Annotated in this window: 15 protein-coding genes; 4 read left to right on the forward strand and 11 right to left on the reverse strand. The window is 68.2% G+C overall.

All coding sequences use genetic code 11. From position 1 onward, the window contains the following. Positions 1-42: 42 nt before the first annotated feature. Positions 43-708, reverse strand: a complete 666-nt coding sequence (locus B0F77_RS01025) for a phosphotransferase (protein ID WP_086660820.1) — start codon at positions 706-708, stop codon at positions 43-45. Between the two features lie 105 nt (positions 709-813). Between B0F77_RS01025 and B0F77_RS01030 the strand changes: the two genes are divergently transcribed. Next, positions 814-1,560 carry a TrmH family RNA methyltransferase gene (locus B0F77_RS01030; protein WP_086660821.1) on the forward strand — a complete coding sequence of 249 codons (747 nt, stop codon included), beginning with the start codon at positions 814-816 and terminating at the stop codon, positions 1,558-1,560. 43 nt (positions 1,561-1,603) lie between these two features. Here B0F77_RS01030 and B0F77_RS01035 read toward each other — a convergent pair whose 3' ends face one another. Both B0F77_RS01035 and B0F77_RS49570 read right to left on the reverse strand, forming a co-directional pair. Then, entirely contained in the window at positions 1,604-1,909 is a 306-nt protein-coding gene (locus B0F77_RS01035) for a hypothetical protein (protein ID WP_086660822.1), read from the reverse strand. 85 nt (positions 1,910-1,994) lie between these two features. Continuing rightward, positions 1,995-2,405, reverse strand: coding sequence for an HAD-IA family hydrolase (locus B0F77_RS49570; protein ID WP_245847751.1), 411 nt, complete (start codon positions 2,403-2,405; stop codon positions 1,995-1,997). Positions 2,406-2,471: 66 nt separating this feature from the next. On the opposite strand from B0F77_RS49570, the gene B0F77_RS49575 reads away from it, so the two are divergent. Then, positions 2,472-2,888, forward strand: a complete 417-nt coding sequence (locus tag B0F77_RS49575) for an Rv3235 family protein (protein WP_245847752.1) — start codon at positions 2,472-2,474, stop codon at positions 2,886-2,888. A 368-nt stretch (positions 2,889-3,256) separates the two neighbouring features. On the opposite strand, the gene secA is transcribed toward B0F77_RS49575, so the two are convergent. Then, on the reverse strand, positions 3,257-6,205 hold the full coding sequence (secA, locus tag B0F77_RS01045; protein WP_086660824.1) for a preprotein translocase subunit SecA: 2,949 nt from the start codon (positions 6,203-6,205) through the stop codon (positions 3,257-3,259). 368 nt (positions 6,206-6,573) lie between these two features. Continuing rightward, on the reverse strand, positions 6,574-7,242 hold the full coding sequence (hpf, locus tag B0F77_RS01050) for a ribosome hibernation-promoting factor, HPF/YfiA family (RefSeq protein WP_086660825.1): 669 nt from the start codon (positions 7,240-7,242) through the stop codon (positions 6,574-6,576). A 969-nt stretch (positions 7,243-8,211) separates the two neighbouring features. Here hpf and B0F77_RS01055 point away from each other — a divergent pair. After that, complete coding sequence (locus B0F77_RS01055) at positions 8,212-8,826, forward strand: ComF family protein (RefSeq protein ID WP_086660826.1); 615 nt, start codon at positions 8,212-8,214, stop codon at positions 8,824-8,826. 50 nt (positions 8,827-8,876) lie between these two features. Here B0F77_RS01055 and B0F77_RS01060 read toward each other — a convergent pair whose 3' ends face one another. From B0F77_RS01060 to B0F77_RS01080, 5 genes are all read right to left on the reverse strand, one after another. Beyond that, on the reverse strand, positions 8,877-9,431 hold the full coding sequence (locus B0F77_RS01060; protein ID WP_086660827.1) for an EF-hand domain-containing protein: 555 nt from the start codon (positions 9,429-9,431) through the stop codon (positions 8,877-8,879). A 48-nt stretch (positions 9,432-9,479) separates the two neighbouring features. After that, positions 9,480-11,219, reverse strand: a complete 1,740-nt coding sequence (locus B0F77_RS01065) for an LpqB family beta-propeller domain-containing protein (protein ID WP_086660828.1) — start codon at positions 11,217-11,219, stop codon at positions 9,480-9,482. Then, positions 11,216-12,970 (reverse strand): MtrAB system histidine kinase MtrB, encoded by a 1,755-nt coding sequence (gene mtrB, locus B0F77_RS01070; protein ID WP_086660829.1) that lies wholly within the window; start codon positions 12,968-12,970, stop codon positions 11,216-11,218. The genes B0F77_RS01065 and mtrB overlap by 4 nt, the downstream gene beginning before the upstream one ends. A gap of 10 nt (positions 12,971-12,980) precedes the next feature. Beyond that, positions 12,981-13,658, reverse strand: a complete 678-nt coding sequence (gene mtrA, locus B0F77_RS01075) for an MtrAB system response regulator MtrA (RefSeq protein ID WP_030471262.1) — start codon at positions 13,656-13,658, stop codon at positions 12,981-12,983. A gap of 194 nt (positions 13,659-13,852) precedes the next feature. Beyond that, on the reverse strand, positions 13,853-14,497 hold the full coding sequence (locus B0F77_RS01080; protein WP_086660830.1) for a dTMP kinase: 645 nt from the start codon (positions 14,495-14,497) through the stop codon (positions 13,853-13,855). A 144-nt stretch (positions 14,498-14,641) separates the two neighbouring features. Between B0F77_RS01080 and B0F77_RS01085 the strand changes: the two genes are divergently transcribed. Next, positions 14,642-15,610, forward strand: coding sequence for a hypothetical protein (locus B0F77_RS01085; RefSeq protein WP_086660831.1), 969 nt, complete (start codon positions 14,642-14,644; stop codon positions 15,608-15,610). 58 nt (positions 15,611-15,668) lie between these two features. Here B0F77_RS01085 and B0F77_RS01090 read toward each other — a convergent pair whose 3' ends face one another. Beyond that, complete coding sequence (locus B0F77_RS01090; RefSeq protein ID WP_245847753.1) at positions 15,669-17,708, reverse strand: TerD family protein; 2,040 nt, start codon at positions 17,706-17,708, stop codon at positions 15,669-15,671. Between the last annotated feature and the right edge of the window lie 209 nt (positions 17,709-17,917).

A 17,917-nucleotide genomic window follows, 5' to 3' on the forward strand; every position in this document is an offset into this window, starting at 1 on the left:
TACCACCAACTGCGCTGGTAGTGACCACCCGACAAAGCACTACTAGTGGCGTTTTCGATCCATCAACTTCTCGAGTGCGGCACGTTCGGCCGGGTCGCGGTCGTGACGTTCCAGCCGGATGCGCGCGGCCTCCGGGATCGCCTCGATCGCCTTCGGGTCGACGTTGGCCATGAACGACCTGAGGAACCGCCACCGCGTGAGCTTCTTGACCGGTGCGAGGCGGGCGACGGCGAGCGACACCCAGCTCAGCGCGACGTCGAGCCTGCGGTCGCCCTTCGTGGCACACGCCCAGTCGAGCACGACGGGGCCTTCCGGGCCGAGCACGACGTTGCCGGGGTGCAGGTCGAGGTGCAGCAGGTCGCCCTCGCCGCTCAGGAAGTCGGGGGCGGCGATGACGTCGAGCCGGTGGTGCAGCTCCGCGAGGTCCTTGCCGAGCCGGCCGGCGAGCCAGGGCTTGCGACCGATCTCCTCGGACATCCGGGGGCCGGGCACGTACTGCATGACGAGCTCGTCTTTTTCGACTTCGTACACGCGCGGCACGGGGATGCCGTGGCCGCTCAGATACGACATCATCTCGGCCTCGCGCCGCAGGTCACGGCCGGTGCGCGTGCGCTTGACGAGCAGGCCGTCGGACCGGATGAACACGTCCGAGTCCTGACCGCTCGCGAGATGTTGACGTTGCGCGACGCTGCGCATACCTGCCGTCATGTGACGATCATCATGCATATGATCCAAAGCACAAGGGCCGAACGGCTCTAGTCGCGCTCTTCACCCGTTTGAGCCTGCCGTGCTGGGCTCTGTCACTCTCTTCCCGTGGAGATCTCGCCCAAGGACCGCTTCGTCACCGTCTACGGCCGCAAGCCAGTGCTGGAAGCGCTGGACGACCCGGCGCTGTCGGTGGACAAGGTGGTGCTCGCCGACACGGCCCGCGGCCCGGCGGCGCGCGAGATCCTCGACGCGGCCCGCTCCCGCGGCGTCGCCGTCCAGCGAGCCACCGCGCAACGCGTGAAGGTGCTGGCGGGCAACGGAAAGCAGGACCAGGGCGTGCTGGCCGACGTGGTCGCGCCCCGCATGAAGCCGCTGGCGCTGGCACTGGAGGAGGACTCGCTCCGATCCGTGCTGGTGCTCGACGGCATCACGACGCCCGCGAACGTCGGCATGATCCTGCGCACCGCGACCGCCGCGGGCATCGACGGCATCGTCGTGCCGCGCCGTGGCGTCGCCTCGATCGACCCGCTGGTGGTGAAGGCCTCCGCCGGGGTGGCTTTCCGAGCGCCAGTGCTGCGCTGCGGCACCGCGGCGGAGGCCTCGGCATTGTTGCGAGCGTCCGGCTACCCGCTTTACGCGTTGGATTCGCACGCGTCGGACACGATTTATTCCGCCGACTTCGCTTCGCGCGCCGCATTTGTGCTGGGCAGCGAAACGTCGGGAATCACCGACGACGTACGTCCGCACATCACGTCGTGGCTGTCGATTCCGATGGCGGCCGGCGTGGAATCCCTGAACGTGGCCTCGGCGGCCGCCGTGCTCTGCTTCGAGCTCGTGCGCCGGGCCCAGTGACGTTCCCGAGGACGCTTCAGCTCCAGTTCAGAGCTTCTGAGCTTCAGAGCCAGCGGACGTGGTAGTCGCTGATCTGCGGGTGTCCCAGCAGTGACGTGCACTCGGCGAACGACGACGAGCCCCTGACCCGCCCGACCGTGCCGAACTGCTCCCAGTAGAACCCCAGGCCGTTGGAACAGTGCGCGACGGCCTGGAACCGGCCTGGCCCGCCGTAGTCGCAGAAGACCTCGACGCTGCGCCCGTTGCGCTGGTATTCGTCATAGCAATCGCGCGGCCCCTGTGCCTGCGCGGGTGATGCAATTGCCGTGGCTGCAATGGCGACTGCAACACAAGCGACAATTCTTCGCATTGTCTCCCCTAAGCATTCGATTGCTTGCCTAAAACGACCGTAGTGCTTCGTCGAATAGCGAGCAATTACGCTGCGGGGTGAACCCTCAATCGCGGAGCGCTATCGCTAGCAGGATCTCCAGCTCCTCGAGGGTGGACCGTGTCGACCGATGGTGGACGCCGACCATGCCCGCTCGTGCCGCGCCGCGGACGTTGATGGAGAGGTCGTCGACGAAGACGCACTCCTCCGGTTTCAGGGCGAGCTTGGTGGCGGTCAGCAGGTAGATGTCGGGGTCCGGCTTCGCCAGGCCGACCTCGCCGGAGATGATCGTGGCGTCGAACAGCCCCTGCCAGGACGTCGGCGGCTGCCACCAGCCGTCCGCGTTGGACAGCAGGGCGGTCTTCAGGCCGTTCTGCCTGGCCTTGCGCAGCGCGGTGAGGAGCGGGGGTTCGGCCGCGTTTTCCTCGCCGGGGTCGGTCAGGACGCCGCCGTAGTCGAGCACCAGGGCTTTCAGCACGTGTGGACGGTACCCACTTTCGGGTGCTGTGTGTCCTGATGACGGCCGTGGCTCGCCTGGTTCGGCATGCCCCCAGTTGTTCGTCGTCTTCCCGCTTACGAGCCGCCGGTCGGTGTCGGTCCGGGGTTCATTCCCCGGCCGCGGCCTCGGCCTCGGCCTGCGTGGGTTCCGGTGCCGGAGCCGCCGTCGCCCTTTCTGGATGCTGTCGGGTTGGTCCGGGCGGTGTTGGAGGTGTTGGACGGGCGTCGGCCTGGGCGGTTGTTGCGGCAGGTCGCGGTGCCCGGGGTGGCTGCTCTGTTGGCGTCGTCGGTGCGGGCTCGGAGTAGTCGGATGGTTCGGGCGCCTCGGGTTTGTCATCCTTCGCGGTTCGCGGCGGAGATTTCGGTGAGTGTGCGGAGGGAGGAGCGGGTGTTCGCGGTGGCAGCCCGGGCTGAGTATCGGGAGGGGCGGTGGTGGTTCACGGCGTTCACGGTGCTGGAGTGAGGTGGGCGCGGGAGCTGGGCGCGTTGGCATCGTGCGGGGCCGGCTTGCGAGGGCAGGAGCCTTGCCAACACAGCGCGGCAGGCGCTCCTTGCCAACCCATCCGCTTGTCACCCAGCGGGGCATGCTCCACTGCCGACCCCGCTGTATCTCGCGCGGCACGGCATCGCCCAGGACTGTCAGACCCGCTGAGTACGTTGGGCTGCGGGGGACGCGAAATCACGGGGGACCCCTGCGCGAGCCTGCCCAGCAGCGCAGTGGCGGGTGCGCTGTCGTTGGCGCGGACCCGAGGTGCGTTCAGAGCGCCTAACGCCGCGTGGGCCACGCCCCCTGGGGGAGCGCGGCCCACGCGGTGGTGGTGCGGCTGGAGGTCAGCGCTTCTTGCGCTGGTTCTTCGCCTCCTGGCGGGCGGCCTCGCGGCGTTCCTTGCGGGTGGCGCCGCCACCCTGGGCGGCTGCGCTGTTGGCGTCGCCGTGCTGTTCGACGCCGCCGTCTTCGGCCGGGCCGCTGTAGCTCAGGTGCTGCTGGCCGGGGCCGCCGAGGCCTTTGCCGCGCAGGGCGGGCGGGATGGCGTTGCCGCTCGACAGCTGGGCCATGGCGGGGCCCGCGGGGGCCTGGGCCTGCTGCTGTGCCTGCTGCTGGGCGGCTGCCGCGGCGCGGGCTCGGGCTCGTGCGCCACCGCCGCCGCCGTTGCCCGAGACCTGCGGGAGGGCTTGCGGGGCGGCTGCCAGGGTCACGGGGACCTCGGGCTCGGCTGGCTCCGGCTCGGCTGCTTCTACCTGGAGGTTGAAGAGGAAGCCGACGGTTTCCTCGCGCAGCGCGTCGAGCATCGCGTTGAACATCTCGAAGCCCTCGCGCTGGTACTCGATGAGGGGGTCGCGCTGCGCCATGGCGCGCAGGCCGATGCCCTCCTTCAAGTAGTCCATTTCGTACAGGTGCTCGCGCCACTTGCGGTCCAGCACGGACAGCAGGACGCGGCGCTCCAGTTCGCGGGTCGCGCCCTCGCCCACTCGGCTGTCGATGTCGGCCTCACGGTTGCGGTAGGCCTGCAGGGCGTCCTCGACGAGGACTTCGCGCAGGTACTCGCGGGTGACGTCCTCATCGGACTCGAGGAGCTCGTTGGCGTCCACCGAGACCGGGTAGAGGGTCTTGAGGGCGGTCCAGAGCTTGTCGAAGTCCCAGTCCTCGGCGTAGCCGTCGGCCGTGGCGCCGTTGACGTACTCCTCCACGACGCTGACGATCATGTGCTCGACCTGTTCCTTCAGGTCTTCGCCGGCGAGAACGCGGTGGCGCTCGGCGTAGATCACCGTGCGCTGGCGGTTCATGACCTCGTCGTACTTGAGGACGTTCTTGCGGATCTCGAAGTTCTGCTGCTCGACCTGGGTCTGCGCGCTGCGGATGGCGCGGGTGACCATCTTGTGCTCGATCGGCACGTCGTCCGGCACGTTCAGGCGCGTCATGACCATCTCGACCATGGACGCGTTGAAGCGGCGCATCAGTTCGTCCGACAGCGACAGGTAGAAGCGCGACTCGCCGGGGTCGCCCTGACGGCCGGTGCGGCCGCGGAGCTGGTTGTCGATGCGGCGCGACTCGTGGCGCTCGGTGCCGAGCACGTAGAGGCCGCCGGCCTCGCGGACCTCGTCGGCCTCCGCCTTGCCCAGGGTCGTCAGTTCCTCGACGACCTTGGCCCACTCGGCCTCGTACTCCTCCGGCGTCTCCACCGGGTCGAGGCCGCGCTCGCGCAGTTCGTGGTCGGCGATGATGTCCGGGTTGCCGCCCAGCACGATGTCGGTACCGCGGCCGGCCATGTTCGTGGCGACCGTGACGGCGCCCTTGCGACCGGCCTTCGCGATGATCAACGCCTCGCGGTCGTGGTGCTTCGCGTTCAGGACCTCGTGCGGGACGCCCTTGCGCACCAGCAGCTTCGACAGGTACTCGGAACGCTCGACGCTCGTGGTACCGATCAGGACCGGCTGGCCCTTGGCGTGCTTCTCGACGATGTCGTCGGCGACGGCCTCGAACTTCGCCTCCTCGCTCTTGTAGACGAGGTCGGGCTGGTCGGTGCGCTGCGGCGGGCGGTTCGTCGGGATCGGGACGACGCCCAGCTTGTAGGTCTGGTGGAACTCGGCCGCCTCGGTCTCGGCGGTACCGGTCATGCCGCCGAGCTTCTCGTAGAGGCGGAAGTAGTTCTGCAGGGTGATCGTGGCGAGCGTCTGGTTCTCCGCCTTGATCTCCACACCCTCCTTGGCCTCGATGGCCTGGTGCATGCCCTCGTTGTAGCGACGACCGGAGAGCACACGACCGGTGAACTCGTCGACGATCATGACTTCACCGTTGCGGAGGATGTAGTCCTTGTCGCGGTTGTAGAGCTCCTTCGCCTTGAGGGCGTTGTTCAGGTAGCCCACCAACGGCGTGTTCGCCGCCTCGTAGAGGTTGTCGATGCCGAGCTGGTCCTCGATGAACTCCACACCGAGCTCGGTGACGGCGACCGTGCGCTTCTTCTCGTCGTACTGGTAGTGGTACGACTTCGACTTCTCCTCGATGACCTCGATGCGGTCCTTCTGGGAGAGCTGCGTGACGTCGATGCCGCGCATGCGCGGGGCGAGCCGCGCGAACTCCGTGTACCAGCGCGCCGACTGCTCGGCGGGGCCGGAGATGATCAGCGGGGTGCGGGCCTCGTCGATGAGGATCGAGTCGACCTCGTCGACGATCGCGTAGTAGTGGCCGCGCTGCACGCACTCGTCCAGGCTCCACGCCATGTTGTCGCGCAGGTAGTCGAAGCCGAACTCGTTGTTCGTGCCGTAGGTGATGTCCGAGTTGTACGAGACGCGACGCTGCTCCGGCGTCATCTCGGAGAGGATCGCGCCGACGCTGAGGCCGAGGAAGCGGTGCACGCGACCCATCCAGTCCGCGTCGCGCTTGGCCAGGTAGTCGTTCGTGGTGATGACGTGGACGCCCTGGCCGGCGATGGCGTTGAGGTAGACGGGCATGACCGAGGTCAGCGTCTTGCCCTCACCGGTGCGCATCTCGGCGATCTGGCCGAGGTGCAGCGCGGCGCCGCCCATCAGCTGCACGTCGTACGGACGCTGGCCGAGCGTGCGCTTCGCGGCCTCACGGGCCACGGCGAAGGCTTCCGGCAGGAGTTCGTCGAGCGACTCGCCCTCGGCGTAGCGCTTCTTGAACTCCTCGGTCTTGCCGCGCAACTCGGCGTCGGAGAGGTCCACCACCTCGTCTTCCAGGTGGTTGATGTGCTGTGCGATGTTGCGGAGGCGCTTGAGCATCTTGCCCTCGCCGGAGCGGAGCAGTCGGGACAGCACCATCTGGATAGACCTCATCACCTGTATCGCGGCGCGCCCACGTCGGACGCCTTTCCCCTGCCCATCGTAGGCAAGTCGCCAAGATGTGTGCACGGACACAGGCGGATTAAGTCGCCCGACCTGGTATGTGCAGGTCAGGTGCTGGTTCTGCGATCTTGCGCAGGTACGCCTGTCGCCGTGTCCCCAAACTCGGCTACTGCTGTGGAGAACGCATGAGGCCCGCGTAAAGGTTCCTGGCCCGGCCAATTTCCCCTTGACGGTGAACGGGCGGGTGCCGAACGGCGGTAGACGCACGCCGCCGCCCCGCACACGAGGGGTGCGGGGCGGCGGCGGTCGAAGGTGGGTGTGTGTGGTTACCGCGTCAGGCGAGGTCAGGCGAGCCTGATCACGCCGTAGTCGAATCCCTTCCGGCGATAGACGACGCTCGGGCGCCCGCACTCGGTGTCGGCGAACAGGTAGAAGTCGTGTCCGACCAGTTCCATCTCGTAGAGGGCCTGGTCGACGGTCATCGGTTTGGCGGCGTGCTCCTTTTCGCGTACGACGCGTCCGGGCAACTTGTCTTCGAGGCCGTCGTCCCAACGCTGCGCGGGCACTTCCGCCATGCCCTCGTAGTCGGCCTCGGGTGCGTCGAGCACCGCGGTCTTCGCGCGGCGTGACGTCATGCTCTCGCCTGCGGAGGGGATTTCTCCCAGTCCGCTTGTCGCTTCCGCCACCGAGATCGGGGCCCGTGCCCCGTGGTGGACGCGCCTGCGGTCGTGCGACCGACGCAGGCGGTTCTCGAGCTTCGCGACCGCAGCATCGAGCGCGGCGTAGAAGTCACCCGCGCAGGCTTCGGAACGGACCACTGGTCCACGTCCCTTGCCGGTGATTTCGACTCGCTGGCAGTTCTTCGACTGCCGGCGGTTCGGTTCGTGGAAAAGTTCCACGTCGAAGCGGATGACCTTGCGGTCGTAGCGCTCAAGCCGGGCCAGCTTTTCGGCGACGTGCACCCTGTAGTGATCGGGCACCTCGACGTTGCGGCCCTTAACGACGATGTCCATACACGACCTCCCTCGCTTTGCTGCGAGCTTTGCCTGGACTGCATTCAAGCGCCGTGGCGATCTTGGATCGCGGATGTGTCGCAGAGGGTCGTCTCCCTCAGCTCTCACGGCGCCAGGTTCATGGGCTGTTCGCCTCCTCCCCGCGGGCCGGGAACGCTGATAGCGGTGCACGTTAGCTTGGGATTCACCGTCGCGTAAGCCCCCTTGCCGGGGGAACGACCAGTTTTTTTGGTGACTACGCAGCGCGACGACAGCGCGTTGCGAGTCGTGTCCCGAGCGTGCCACGAAGCCAGCTCACCGGCATCTCGCTCACCCGTACGGCGCAGCCCGGACCCGGCACTCGACGGCAGCCTTGCTGCGTCGAACGGGTCCAGTCGCGGCCTCATACCCAGCCAACGGGCGACCCGCGCGTGATGTTCCCGAAACTTGGAAGAGATCGATTCCGAACCCACTTAGCGGGGGCTGAGCGCACTTCTTCCAACTGAACTGATCGGTGCCGGTGACCGATCACGACCCAGTCACGCCCGGCTGAACGGCTGATTTCGCCCAATCGCGGACAAGAGCGTTGATCACTCCGGAGGCGGTCATACCCGGTATTTCCAGGAACAACCCTCGATCGGGTCCAGCAGGTGAATAATCGTTAACCAGGACAGGGGGCGCGGACGCCGGCCCGCGACCGTGCCTGGGTGCCGCGGTGGCCGCGGCGGGACCCCGCGTCGCCGCCCGATGTGCGGACGCCTCAGTTCTGAAACACCGGCTCAACAGAGGTTGGGACAAACGGGGCGAAACGATTAACAGGATCTTGGTCCACGGTCACAGAACTCGCTCCCAGCAGCGGTTTTCGGTCCAATCTGGACCCCAGGGTGATCGACAACCCCGTCAGAACTTCACCCTTGTGGGCGGTGCCGAAAGTCCCCGTCCAGAGTCCGACCGCGAATTTCTGTCAGACCCCGTCGTCATCCTGATCCCATGACAGCACTCGACCTGCTCCTGCCGCCCTCCTGCTCCGGCTGCGGCCGCCACGGCACTCCCTGCTGCGCCACGTGCCTCGACTCCTTCGGGCCGCCGGTACGACTCCAGGTGCCCGGTGTGGGGCCGCCGGTGTGGGCGCTGGCGGCCTATCACGGCGCCGCACGGGAACTCGTGCTCGCCTTCAAGGAACGCGGCGCACGGGCGCTCGTGGCGTGGTTCGGCGCTCTGGTCGCGGCGGCACTGGTCGCGGTGGGGCCTCCGCCGTGGACGCTCGTGCCGGCACCGTCACGGCGCAGCGCCGCCCGCAGTCGCGGCGGCGACCACATGCTGCGGATCGCGCTGGAGGTCGAGATCGCCGCGGTGGCGCCGGTGCTGCGGCTCGCGGCCGGCGTGGTCGACTCGGTGGGGCTGACCGCCGGAGCCCGCAGGCAGAACCTGGCGGGCCGGGTCGAGGTCCACGGCAGACCGCCGCCGGGCACCGTCGTGGTGCTGGACGACGTGGTCACGACGGGCGCCACGGCGTCGGCTTGCGTGCGGGCGTTGCGCGGGGCCGGGGTGCGCACGCACGCCGTGCTCGTGCTGACGTCAGCGCGGCCGCATCGGGCCGGCTAGTGGTGTGACGGGGCCGGTGTCCACTGTCGACTCCGGAGGTCGGTAGGCCGTCAGGTGAGCTGCATGGACCTCGGGTACAGCCAGCTGCCGGGCGTGCCCTCCGCGGGGTTCGTGTAGTAGTCGTGCACCGCGTCCACGTACTCCTGCAGACTGATCGAGCCGTCACCATCGGTGTCCACGTGCGCGAACGCGATCCCGCACTCGGCCTCGGAGAGCCCGCGAGCCTGCAGCAGGACCTGGAACTCGGCCGCCTCGACCCGGCCGTCGCCGTTCGTGTCCGCGAGCGCCAGCAACGATTCGGAGACCTCGAGGAAGATGTCGTCGAACTCGTCGACGTCGACGAACGCCGCCATCATCGCCGCGCGGTACTCCTCCAGGGTGATCCGGCCGTCGTGGTCGGTGTCGCAGTGCTCGACCAGCGTCTCCCAGAACCTGTCGGACGTCTCGATCAGCTCCCGGCCCCGCTCCGAGGCCGCGGGCTCACCGAACGCCAGCAGCAGCCGGTTCGCCAGCGCGTAGAGGTCCGCGAGCTCGATGACGCCGTTGCCGTTGACGTCGTAGTGCTCGAACGTCGTCTCGATCCGGTGCAGCAGAACCTCGTTCATGACCACGAACTCTGGCCGCCTGCGGGCCCGCCCGCAAGCCCGTCCGCGTCATCCCGGGTAGAAGACCGAGGCACCCGGCGAGACCCGGATCCCGCTCGCCTTCCACACGTCGGTGATGTCCGACGCCGACCACAACCCGGAGGGGTCGATCACCTGCACCTGACGCGCCGCGGCCGCGGCCACCGAGCTCACCGGCACGGTGAGGTTCGACTGGCTGTAGCGGTCGAGCCGGTATCCGTCGGTGTAGACCTTGGTGACGGGCAACGCCGGAAGAGAGGTGGAGACCACCAGCACGTCCTGTGAGAGCCAGTCGATGGACTGCACGGCGGCGCCCAGCGTCGACGGCTGCAGCTGCCTGGGTGAGCGCAGTGCCACGTCCTGGTTGTTGCGCACCACGGAGGCGACGAAGAGCTTGCCGGCGATCACCAGTGCCGCACGGGTGCCGTCGCGCGAGAGCCGTAGCTCGCTGATGGCACCGAACGGCGCGATCTCGGTGATGTTCACGGCCTTGGCGGTCCAGCTGCCGTTGTTGGAACGGGTCACGCGGGCCACGGAGGCGCTGTCGACCACGGTCCACACTTCGCTGCCCGGCTCCTGCGGCCCGGTGGAGAGCAGCCAGGTGGGTCTGCTCAGCGAGGTCGCGCGCTGGTCCACTTCGGACAGCTCGCCTTCCAGCTCACCCACCCGCAACCGCACTCCGCCGGCCGAGCGCGACACCACGGCCAGGCGCGAGCCGTCGAGCGACTGCGCCGCCGAGACCGCGCTGTACGTGCCGGCACCGGCGGGGCCCTTGATCGGGTTGCCGTCGGTGAGCGAGCGGATCGACCCGTCCACCACGAGCATGCCCTGGAGGTTCGCGTTCAGCGCCAGCAACGCCTCGCCCGCGGTCGCCGACACGTCGGACTGCCGGTAGTCGCGCTGGTCCGGCAGGATCTGCTGGCCGTCGACCAGCACCCGCACCCGCGAAGACGTGACCCCGGAGTACGACTTCACCACCTGCGCGACGATCTGCTTGCGCTTCTCCGGAGTCAGGTCCTTGCCCACCTTGGTGAGGTTGACCTCCAGGGCCCCGTCGTCGGACTCCTTGGTCTCGGAGAACGAGTCGACGTCCGGGCCGAGGGCGCTCACCACCGTGTCGCGCAGGGTGTCACCGGGGCCCTTGATGAGCAGCTCGGTGACGCGCGTCGGGATGCTCGTGGCCGGCGGGATGACGACGTAGCGCGGGTCCGGCACCAGAACGGTGAACTCGGGGTTGTAGAAGTACAGCGTCACCCGGCGGTAGTTGTCGTTGAACTGGCTCAGCGGGATGTAGACGCCCGGCGGCGGCTCCGAGATGCGCCACTGGTTCTCGTTGTTGCGCACCAGCTTCACCGGCTGGGTGAAGTCGCCGAGCTGCGGCGCGAACGCGTTGTCGTTGCCCAGCCGGCCGACGTACTTGCCGTGCAGCGAAACGGTTTGCGTCTTGTCCTGCGACGTCTGCGAAGGGATCGGCACGGTCGAGAACGAGGTCTCGATGATCGTGGGATTCTTGGTCTCCCACTTCTTGCCGGCTTCCGGCGTCAGGTACGCGCGGGCCGCCGCGTAGTCGCTGTCCGGGTTCGAGGTGGCGTCGATGAACTCGCGCACGACCGAGAGCGGATCGATGTTCTGCCGCGGTTCCGGTGCGCTGAAGGTGTTGCTGGTCTGCTTGTCCTTCGGCCCGATCGGCTTCGGCTGGGTGTTCGTCGGGATCGCCGCGCACCCCGTCAGAGTCACGAGGACGAGCACCAGCAACGCCAGCCGTTTCACCGCACTTCCTCCGAAACCTCAGACTTCTCCGCGGGTGATCCGTCCACGGGCTCCGCGGGCTGCCAGGTGATCTCCGCTTCGGTCAGCTCGATCTCCTCCGGCTCCTCCGCGACGACCGGTTCCTCCACCACCACGACGTGGTCCAGCGCGACCGCGGGCGCCAGCGGCAACGGGCTCTCGCGCAGCTCGGCGCCGTGCGTGCGCGGCAGCGTCAGGCGGAACACGGCACCGTGGCCCGGTTCGCCCCACGCCTCCAGCCAGCCGCCGTGCAGCCGCGCGTCCTCCAGCGAGATGGACAGGCCCAGGCCGGTGCCACCGGTGCGGCGGTTGCGCGACGGGTCGGCCCGCCAGAAGCGGCTGAACACCAGCTCCGCCTCGCCTTGGCGCAGACCGACACCGTGGTCTCGCACGGTGATCGCGACGGCGTCGGCGTTGCCGCGCATGGTGAGCTCGACCGGCTGGCCCTCGCCGTGGTCGATGGCGTTCGCCAGCAGGTTGCGCAGAATCCGTTCCACGCGGCGGGAATCGAGCTCCGCGGTCAGCTCGGAGTCCGGCAGGTCCAGCACCACGGGCGAGTTCGCGCTCGTCGAGATCGCGCGCACCGAGTCGTGCGCGCGGCGCGCGAGCACGCGGATGTCGACCTGCTCGGCGGTCAGCTCCTCGACACCGGCGTCCAGGCGCGAGATCTCCAGCAGGTCGCCCAGCAGCGACTCGAACCGGTCGAGCTCGTCGACCAGCAGTTCGGTGGAGCGGGCGAGCCCGGCGGGGAACTGTTCGCGCGAGGCGTGCAGGACGTCCGCGGCCATGCGCACGGTCGTCAACGGCGTGCGCAGCTCGTGCGAGACGTCGGAGGTGAACCGGCGCTGCAGCTGGCCGAACTCCTCCAGCTGTTTGAACTGGGCCTGGATCGACTCGGCCATCTCGTTGAACGACTCGGCCAGGCGCGCCACGTCGTCCTCGCCGACGACGTGCATGCGTTCGTGCAGAGTGCCGTCCGCGAACCGTTCCGCGACCTCGGCCGCCTGCCGCACCGGGCGGACGACCTGGCGCGTCACCAGGTTCGCGATCAGCGCGAGCAGCACCAGCAGCACGATGCCGCCGACCACCAGCGTCGACTGCACGACCTCGGCGGTGCGCTGCTCTGCGGTCAGCGGGAAGATCAGGTACAGCTGCATCGAGCGTGCGGACGTGCTCATCGGCAGGCCCACGACGAACAACGTCGTCGCCGTGCCGCCGCGCTGCACCGTGTGGATCTGGGTGCCCTCGTCGCCGTTCTCGACCATCTCGCGCAGACCGCGAGGAACGTCCTCCAGCGGCCCCACGGACGGCACCCGCCCGGCACCGCTCGACCCCAGCCCGTCGGCCAGGACGGGTTCGAACGCGCCGGCGCCCGCCGTGGTGGCGTCCGTTCCGACGCCACCGACAGCGAGTTTGTTGATGGCGCTGGTGAACCTCGTCTGCACGCTGTCCGGGCCGGGGTTCAGGCCGACCAGATCGGACTGGATGAGGTTGCGCGACGCGATCGCCTGGCGCACCGCGGCCTCGTCCTTGGTGTTCAGCAGCTGGTTGGTGATCTGCATCTGCAGCACCATGCCCAGCACGAACACCACGGCGGACGACAGGGCGAGCGTGGACACCACGACTCGCAGCTGCAGCGAACGACGCCACAGATCACCAAACGCCGCCCACCGCCTGCGCGCCTCCTCCACGAGGAACTGCGCCTTGGCGATCACCGGCCGAACGAACTTCATATGCCACCTGTCACGGAGGGCCGGCCTTGTACCCGACACCGCGAACAGTCAACACCACCTCGGGGTGCTCCGGGTCCCGTTCGACCTTGGAACGCAACCGCTGCACATGGACGTTCACCAGGCGCGTGTCGGCGGCGTGGCGGTAACCCCACACCTGCTCCAGCAGCACCTCGCGGGTGAACACCTGACGCGGCTTGCGGGCCAGCGCGACGAGGAGGTCGAACTCCAGCGGCGTGAGCTGGATCGGCCTGCCCTCGCGCAACACCTCGTGGCCGGGGACGTCGATGGTGAGATCGCCGATCTGCAACACCTCGGACGGCTCGGCCTCGGTGCGGCGCAGGCGGGCCCGGATGCGGGCCACCAGCTCCTTGGGCTTGAACGGCTTCACCACGTAGTCGTCCGCGCCGGACTCGAGGCCCAGCACCACGTCGACCGTGTCGCTCTTCGCGGTGAGCATCACGATCGGCACGCCCGACTCGGACCTGATCGCCTTGCAGACGTCGATGCCGTTCATACCCGGCAACATCAGGTCGAGCAGCACGAGGTCGGGCTTGAGCTCGCGCAGCGCGGGCAGGGCGCGGGCACCGTCGGCGACCACCGCGGTGTCGAAGCCCTCCCCGCGCAACACGATCGTCAGCATCTCCGCCAGGGCGGGGTCGTCATCGACGACGAGCACGCGTGCCTTCATGCTCAATATCGTCGCACTGCCGGTCGCGCGTTCGCGCACCACCCACGTTCCGTTGCCGCTGGTGGCGGTGTGCGCTCGTTCGGTCACCGGCCGGAACTGTCGCTCCACGTACGCCACCTCGCCCCGTTTGGCCTGCTCGTCGCGGGATTATCCGCAGGAAGCTCACCTTCGTTACGGTGCGCACGAGCATCCACTCAAGGAGTGAAGAGCGGCTCCAACAGTGAAGAAAAGTTCACGTTCGACCGCCCGTCGACCACCTGCCACGGCGCCAGCCAGCCGATATTCGCCAATCCGTCGTAAACGGCGCCGCACCGGGTCTGCAGCGAGCCGTCGGACTCGTAGAGGTCCCTGGCGCGCGAGTCGTCGGCCTGCTCACGCCTGGCGGCACGCTCGGCGGCGACCTCGACGGGCACGCGGAGCAGCAGGTGCAGGTCCGGCACGGGCAGCCCGAAGCGGTCGATCTCCAGCTCGCGGACCCATCGGACGAATTCCCCGTGCTCGTCCTGGTGCAGGCGCGCCGCGCTGTACGCGGCACTGGACGCCACGTAACGATCGAGCAGCACAACGTCGTGTTGCTTGAGGCCCTCGCGGATCTCGTCGGCCGCACCGCGCCGGTCGAGCGCGTAGAGCACGGCCATCCCGTACACGGAGTCGCTGAGGTCGCCGATGTTGCCGTAGAGGGCGTCGCGAACCAGGTCGGCGTGCACGCTGACGCCGTAGCGCGGGAACGCGAGGCTGGTCACGGTCCTGCCCCGGGCGTGCAACGCCTCGGTCAACCCGTTGGCGAGAGTGCGCTTGCCCGCGCCGTCCAGACCTTCGATCACTACGAGCTTTCCCACCCGCGAACCCTAACTTGATCGTCACCTGCCACTCACACGGCCGCGCTACGTCCCCCACACGGGCGAAATCCGATCTTTCGATCACCAGAACGAGTGACTACGGTGAACAGTCACACGGCGCGTGTGTGAAGGGTAGGTGCCGCGGTGGCCGCGGAATCCGGGCACGCCGAGTCGGTCAACGAACCGATCGGTCACCCGACCGGGGGTCTACCGACCCCGCTCGCCGAGACGCTGCGCTACGGGCCGTTCCACCGCGCACTGCGCGAGGCGATCGCCCACAGGGGCCTCTCGCTCGCCAGGCTGCGCGCCCACCTCGAACAACTGGGCGTCCAGGTCGGCCAGTCCACGCTCTCGTACTGGCAACGCGGCCTGCGCCACCCCGAGGTTCCGCGAGCCATCGGCACGGTGCGCGCGCTGGAGACCGTGCTCCGGCTGCCGCCATCGTCCTTGTTGGACCTCATCGGCCCGCGCCACGCCAACTCCTACGCGCCACGCCCGGTGGCCACCTGGCCGGAACCCGCGCCACTGCTCGCGTCGTTCGACTCCGTACCTGAAGCGGCGCGCGGCAACGCCGATCTCGAGGTGCTGTCCGTGCACGACACCGTCCAACTCGGAATGCACCGCGAACAGCGCTCCATCACCACCCGGCTGGTCGTGCGGGCCGTCCGGCAGGGCCCCGACCGGTACCTGGCGGTGCACCACGGCGACGAGGGTTCGCTGATCGAGAACGCGATGGTGAGAGCCGGCGAAGGCTGCCGGCAGGGGCGTCTGCGCCGGGAAAGCGCTTCCCGCAACCTGGCCGTGGAGATGCTGTTCGACCGGCGGCTCTCCGCCGGCGAGGAACACGTCTTCAGCTTCACGATCGTCGACGACACCGGCAGCGCCGCGCCCGGCCACCACCGGACGTTCCGCGACGCGTGCGGCTCCTACCTCGTGCAGCTCTCGTTCCACCGGCGCGCGATGCCCGCGCGCTGCATCAAGCAGTTCCGGGCCTCGGCCGACGCCACGCCGGTCGACGTCGACGAGCTGGTGTGCGGGCTGGGCGGCGTCGTCAGCGCGTACTTCGGCGACGTGGGGCCCGGTATCGCGGGCATCGCCGTCGAATGGAGTTAGAGCTTGGGCGAGGGAAGCGAGAGGGCTAGCACTATGAGTGTGTTAGAAGGAAGCTCTCTCATGGCCTCGCGTTGATTACGCTAGCAGCGATGTCCAGCAAGTTGTCCATCGTGATGTGCAGAGGCCGACCGTCCGGAGTGGACTTCCGCCGGATCAGCCCGGCGAGCCGCCCGACGGTGAAGTACTTGCGGCTCAACACACCCGCGATGGTCTCCTCGAGGACGCCGCGAGTGTTCTCGACGCGGTTGCCCCACTCGTCGCCACGCAGGTACAGGTGCAGCCACGTCGCCTCCCAGCCGTCTCCGGCGCGAGCGAAGACGACGGGCAGCGCGACCCGACCGTTGCCCCGCAGAGAAGCGCGCGCCCGCACCGTGCTCGGCTCGAACGGTTTTCCTCGCTGGTCCAGATCGCGGGTCATGAACCCGAACATCGACAGCGCGACCTCGTTGAACCCCTCGCCGTCGTAGACGTCCACCTCCGGCACGACGTAGCTCGACGTGGAGGCCTCACGCGGAATGTCGATGAACTCGGTGGCCCCGTCCGGGGCCTCGGTGAGGTCACCGGAGTAGTAGGTGCCGTCCTCGTGGTAGTTCGTCCACGACACATGACCCTGGTAGTCGAAGTCCGGGCCGAGCAGCGTGGCCGACAGGTCGTAGTCCGTGGTCTTCGTCTTCTGGCGCCAGTGCATGAAGAACCGCAGCAGCTCGCCTTCCACCCGCGCCTTCGACCCGCGCGGCAGCACTCCGAAACCTTCTTCGGAAGCCTTGCCGGACAACGGGACCACGACGTCGAGCAGGTCAGGTTCGACCGTCAGATCCGAGACCTCTGGCAGCCTGCGGACGATCTCGTCCTCGATGACCGCGGTGATGCTCGCGACGGCTTCGCGGTCGAGCGGAGGCCGCGAGTCCCGCGCGATCCACGCACGTCCCGACTGGTTCGCGAAGACCCTTGCGGCATCAGGGCTTTCGCGGTTCTCCAGGTGTTCCAGGAGTGAACACAACACGCGCCCGGACACGCTCGGAACCACAGCGGCGACGGCGTCGACGATGAACGGAACGTCGTCTTTTGCGCCGTGGCGCAGCAGCCGGTCGACCTGCCGCAGGAGCATGCCCGGTGCCGCGCTCAGGATGCTCACGGCCGTGCGGATGTCGTTGCCCTGGAACGCCATCTCGACCCGGCCGGCGAACGATCGGACGACCTTGTCCTCGCGCGCCACCGCGAAGACGTCCTGCGCGTGCGGCCACTGATCGTGCTCGTGCGGGTGCAGCCGCTCTCCGAGCCGTTTCCACGCTTCCCGGTTCTTGTTGACGTCACCGAGTTTGCTCGCCGCCACCTGGTCGAGCGCGGCCAGCAGCGCCCTGCGCTCAGGCCTGCGGAACGACCGGAAGCGAGTGGGCCGGTTGAGCGTGACATCGCCACCCGAGGCCTCCGCGGCGAGCCGCAGGACGTCGGTGACGGTGTCGATGCCGAGCAACGGCCGCTGCGCGACGAGCCTGGCAGCGTTGAGGATCGCGCGGTTCTCCCTGGTCGGAACGGTTTCCGGCGGCTCGACGTCGAGGCACTGGGTCGCCAGCTCGCCGAGCAACGCCCGGTCGTCCTCGCCGAGCGGGATCGCGCTGGCGGCGAGCTCCAGGTAGAGCCGGTGGGTTTCCTCCTGGAGAGTGCCACCGAGGTGCAGGACCGTGACGCGGTCCTTGAGCGACGGGATCAGCTCGCCGTGCCGGGCGAGCATCTCCTCGTAGGTGTGCTGGACGCGGCCGTACCTGGGCAGGTCGAGCAGGTTGCCGGTGAACTCGGCGACGTCCCCGATGCACTCCAGCCAGAATTCGACGGTGTCCGGCACGTTGTGCGGGAAGTCCTTGAAGTACGGGTTGTGCTCGGCATCCGCGCCGATCAGTTCCTTGGCCGCAAGGACGACCGTGACCGCGTACTCCTCGGCGTTGCCGATGCCGGAAACGTGTTCGAGCAGCGCTTGGGAAGCCTTGAAGCCGGCCTTGATCAGCGCGGCGTCGAGCTGTCTGGCGGTCGTGCCGCCATCGCCCGCGGCACCGTCCGACAGGGGTACGCGCAAGGTCTTCTTGATGATGGTCGTCCGCACCAGGTCAGTAAAACCCGCACGTCAACCGAGTTCCGCGAGCTTCTCCAACGCCGTTTCGCACCGTCATGACTGCGCTCCCACGCAAACCTGATGCCGAGTTGGTAGTAGAAAACTGCCGACGCAAACGCTTGCTGATCACCTCAGCTACCGCCAACTCATGATCACATCGCGGGATTCCACCCGTTTGGGCACGCTGTTGTTTTTCCTCC

It is taken from the genome of Lentzea kentuckyensis, assembly GCF_002150765.1.
Classification (GTDB): Bacteria; Actinomycetota; Actinomycetes; order Mycobacteriales; family Pseudonocardiaceae; genus Lentzea; species Lentzea kentuckyensis.

Excerpts from the sequence above, each read along its gene's own strand:
- B0F77_RS01025 (WP_086660820.1), bottom strand. The coding sequence starts at position 708 with ATGACGGCAGGTATGCGCAGCGTCGCGCAACGTCAACATCTCGCGAGC.
- B0F77_RS01035 (WP_086660822.1), bottom strand. The coding sequence starts at position 1,909 with ATGCGAAGAATTGTCGCTTGTGTTGCAGTCGCCATTGCAGCCACGGCA.
- B0F77_RS49575 (WP_245847752.1), top strand. The coding sequence starts at position 2,472 with ATGCCCCCAGTTGTTCGTCGTCTTCCCGCTTACGAGCCGCCGGTCGGT.
- secA (WP_086660824.1), bottom strand. The coding sequence starts at position 6,205 with ATGGTGCTGTCCCGACTGCTCCGCTCCGGCGAGGGCAAGATGCTCAAG.
- hpf (WP_086660825.1), bottom strand. The coding sequence starts at position 7,242 with ATGGACATCGTCGTTAAGGGCCGCAACGTCGAGGTGCCCGATCACTAC.
- B0F77_RS01055 (WP_086660826.1), top strand. The coding sequence starts at position 8,212 with ATGACAGCACTCGACCTGCTCCTGCCGCCCTCCTGCTCCGGCTGCGGC.
- B0F77_RS01060 (WP_086660827.1), bottom strand. The coding sequence starts at position 9,431 with ATGAACGAGGTTCTGCTGCACCGGATCGAGACGACGTTCGAGCACTAC.
- mtrB (WP_086660829.1), bottom strand. The coding sequence starts at position 12,970 with ATGAAGTTCGTTCGGCCGGTGATCGCCAAGGCGCAGTTCCTCGTGGAG.
- mtrA (WP_030471262.1), bottom strand. The coding sequence starts at position 13,658 with ATGAAGGCACGCGTGCTCGTCGTCGATGACGACCCCGCCCTGGCGGAG.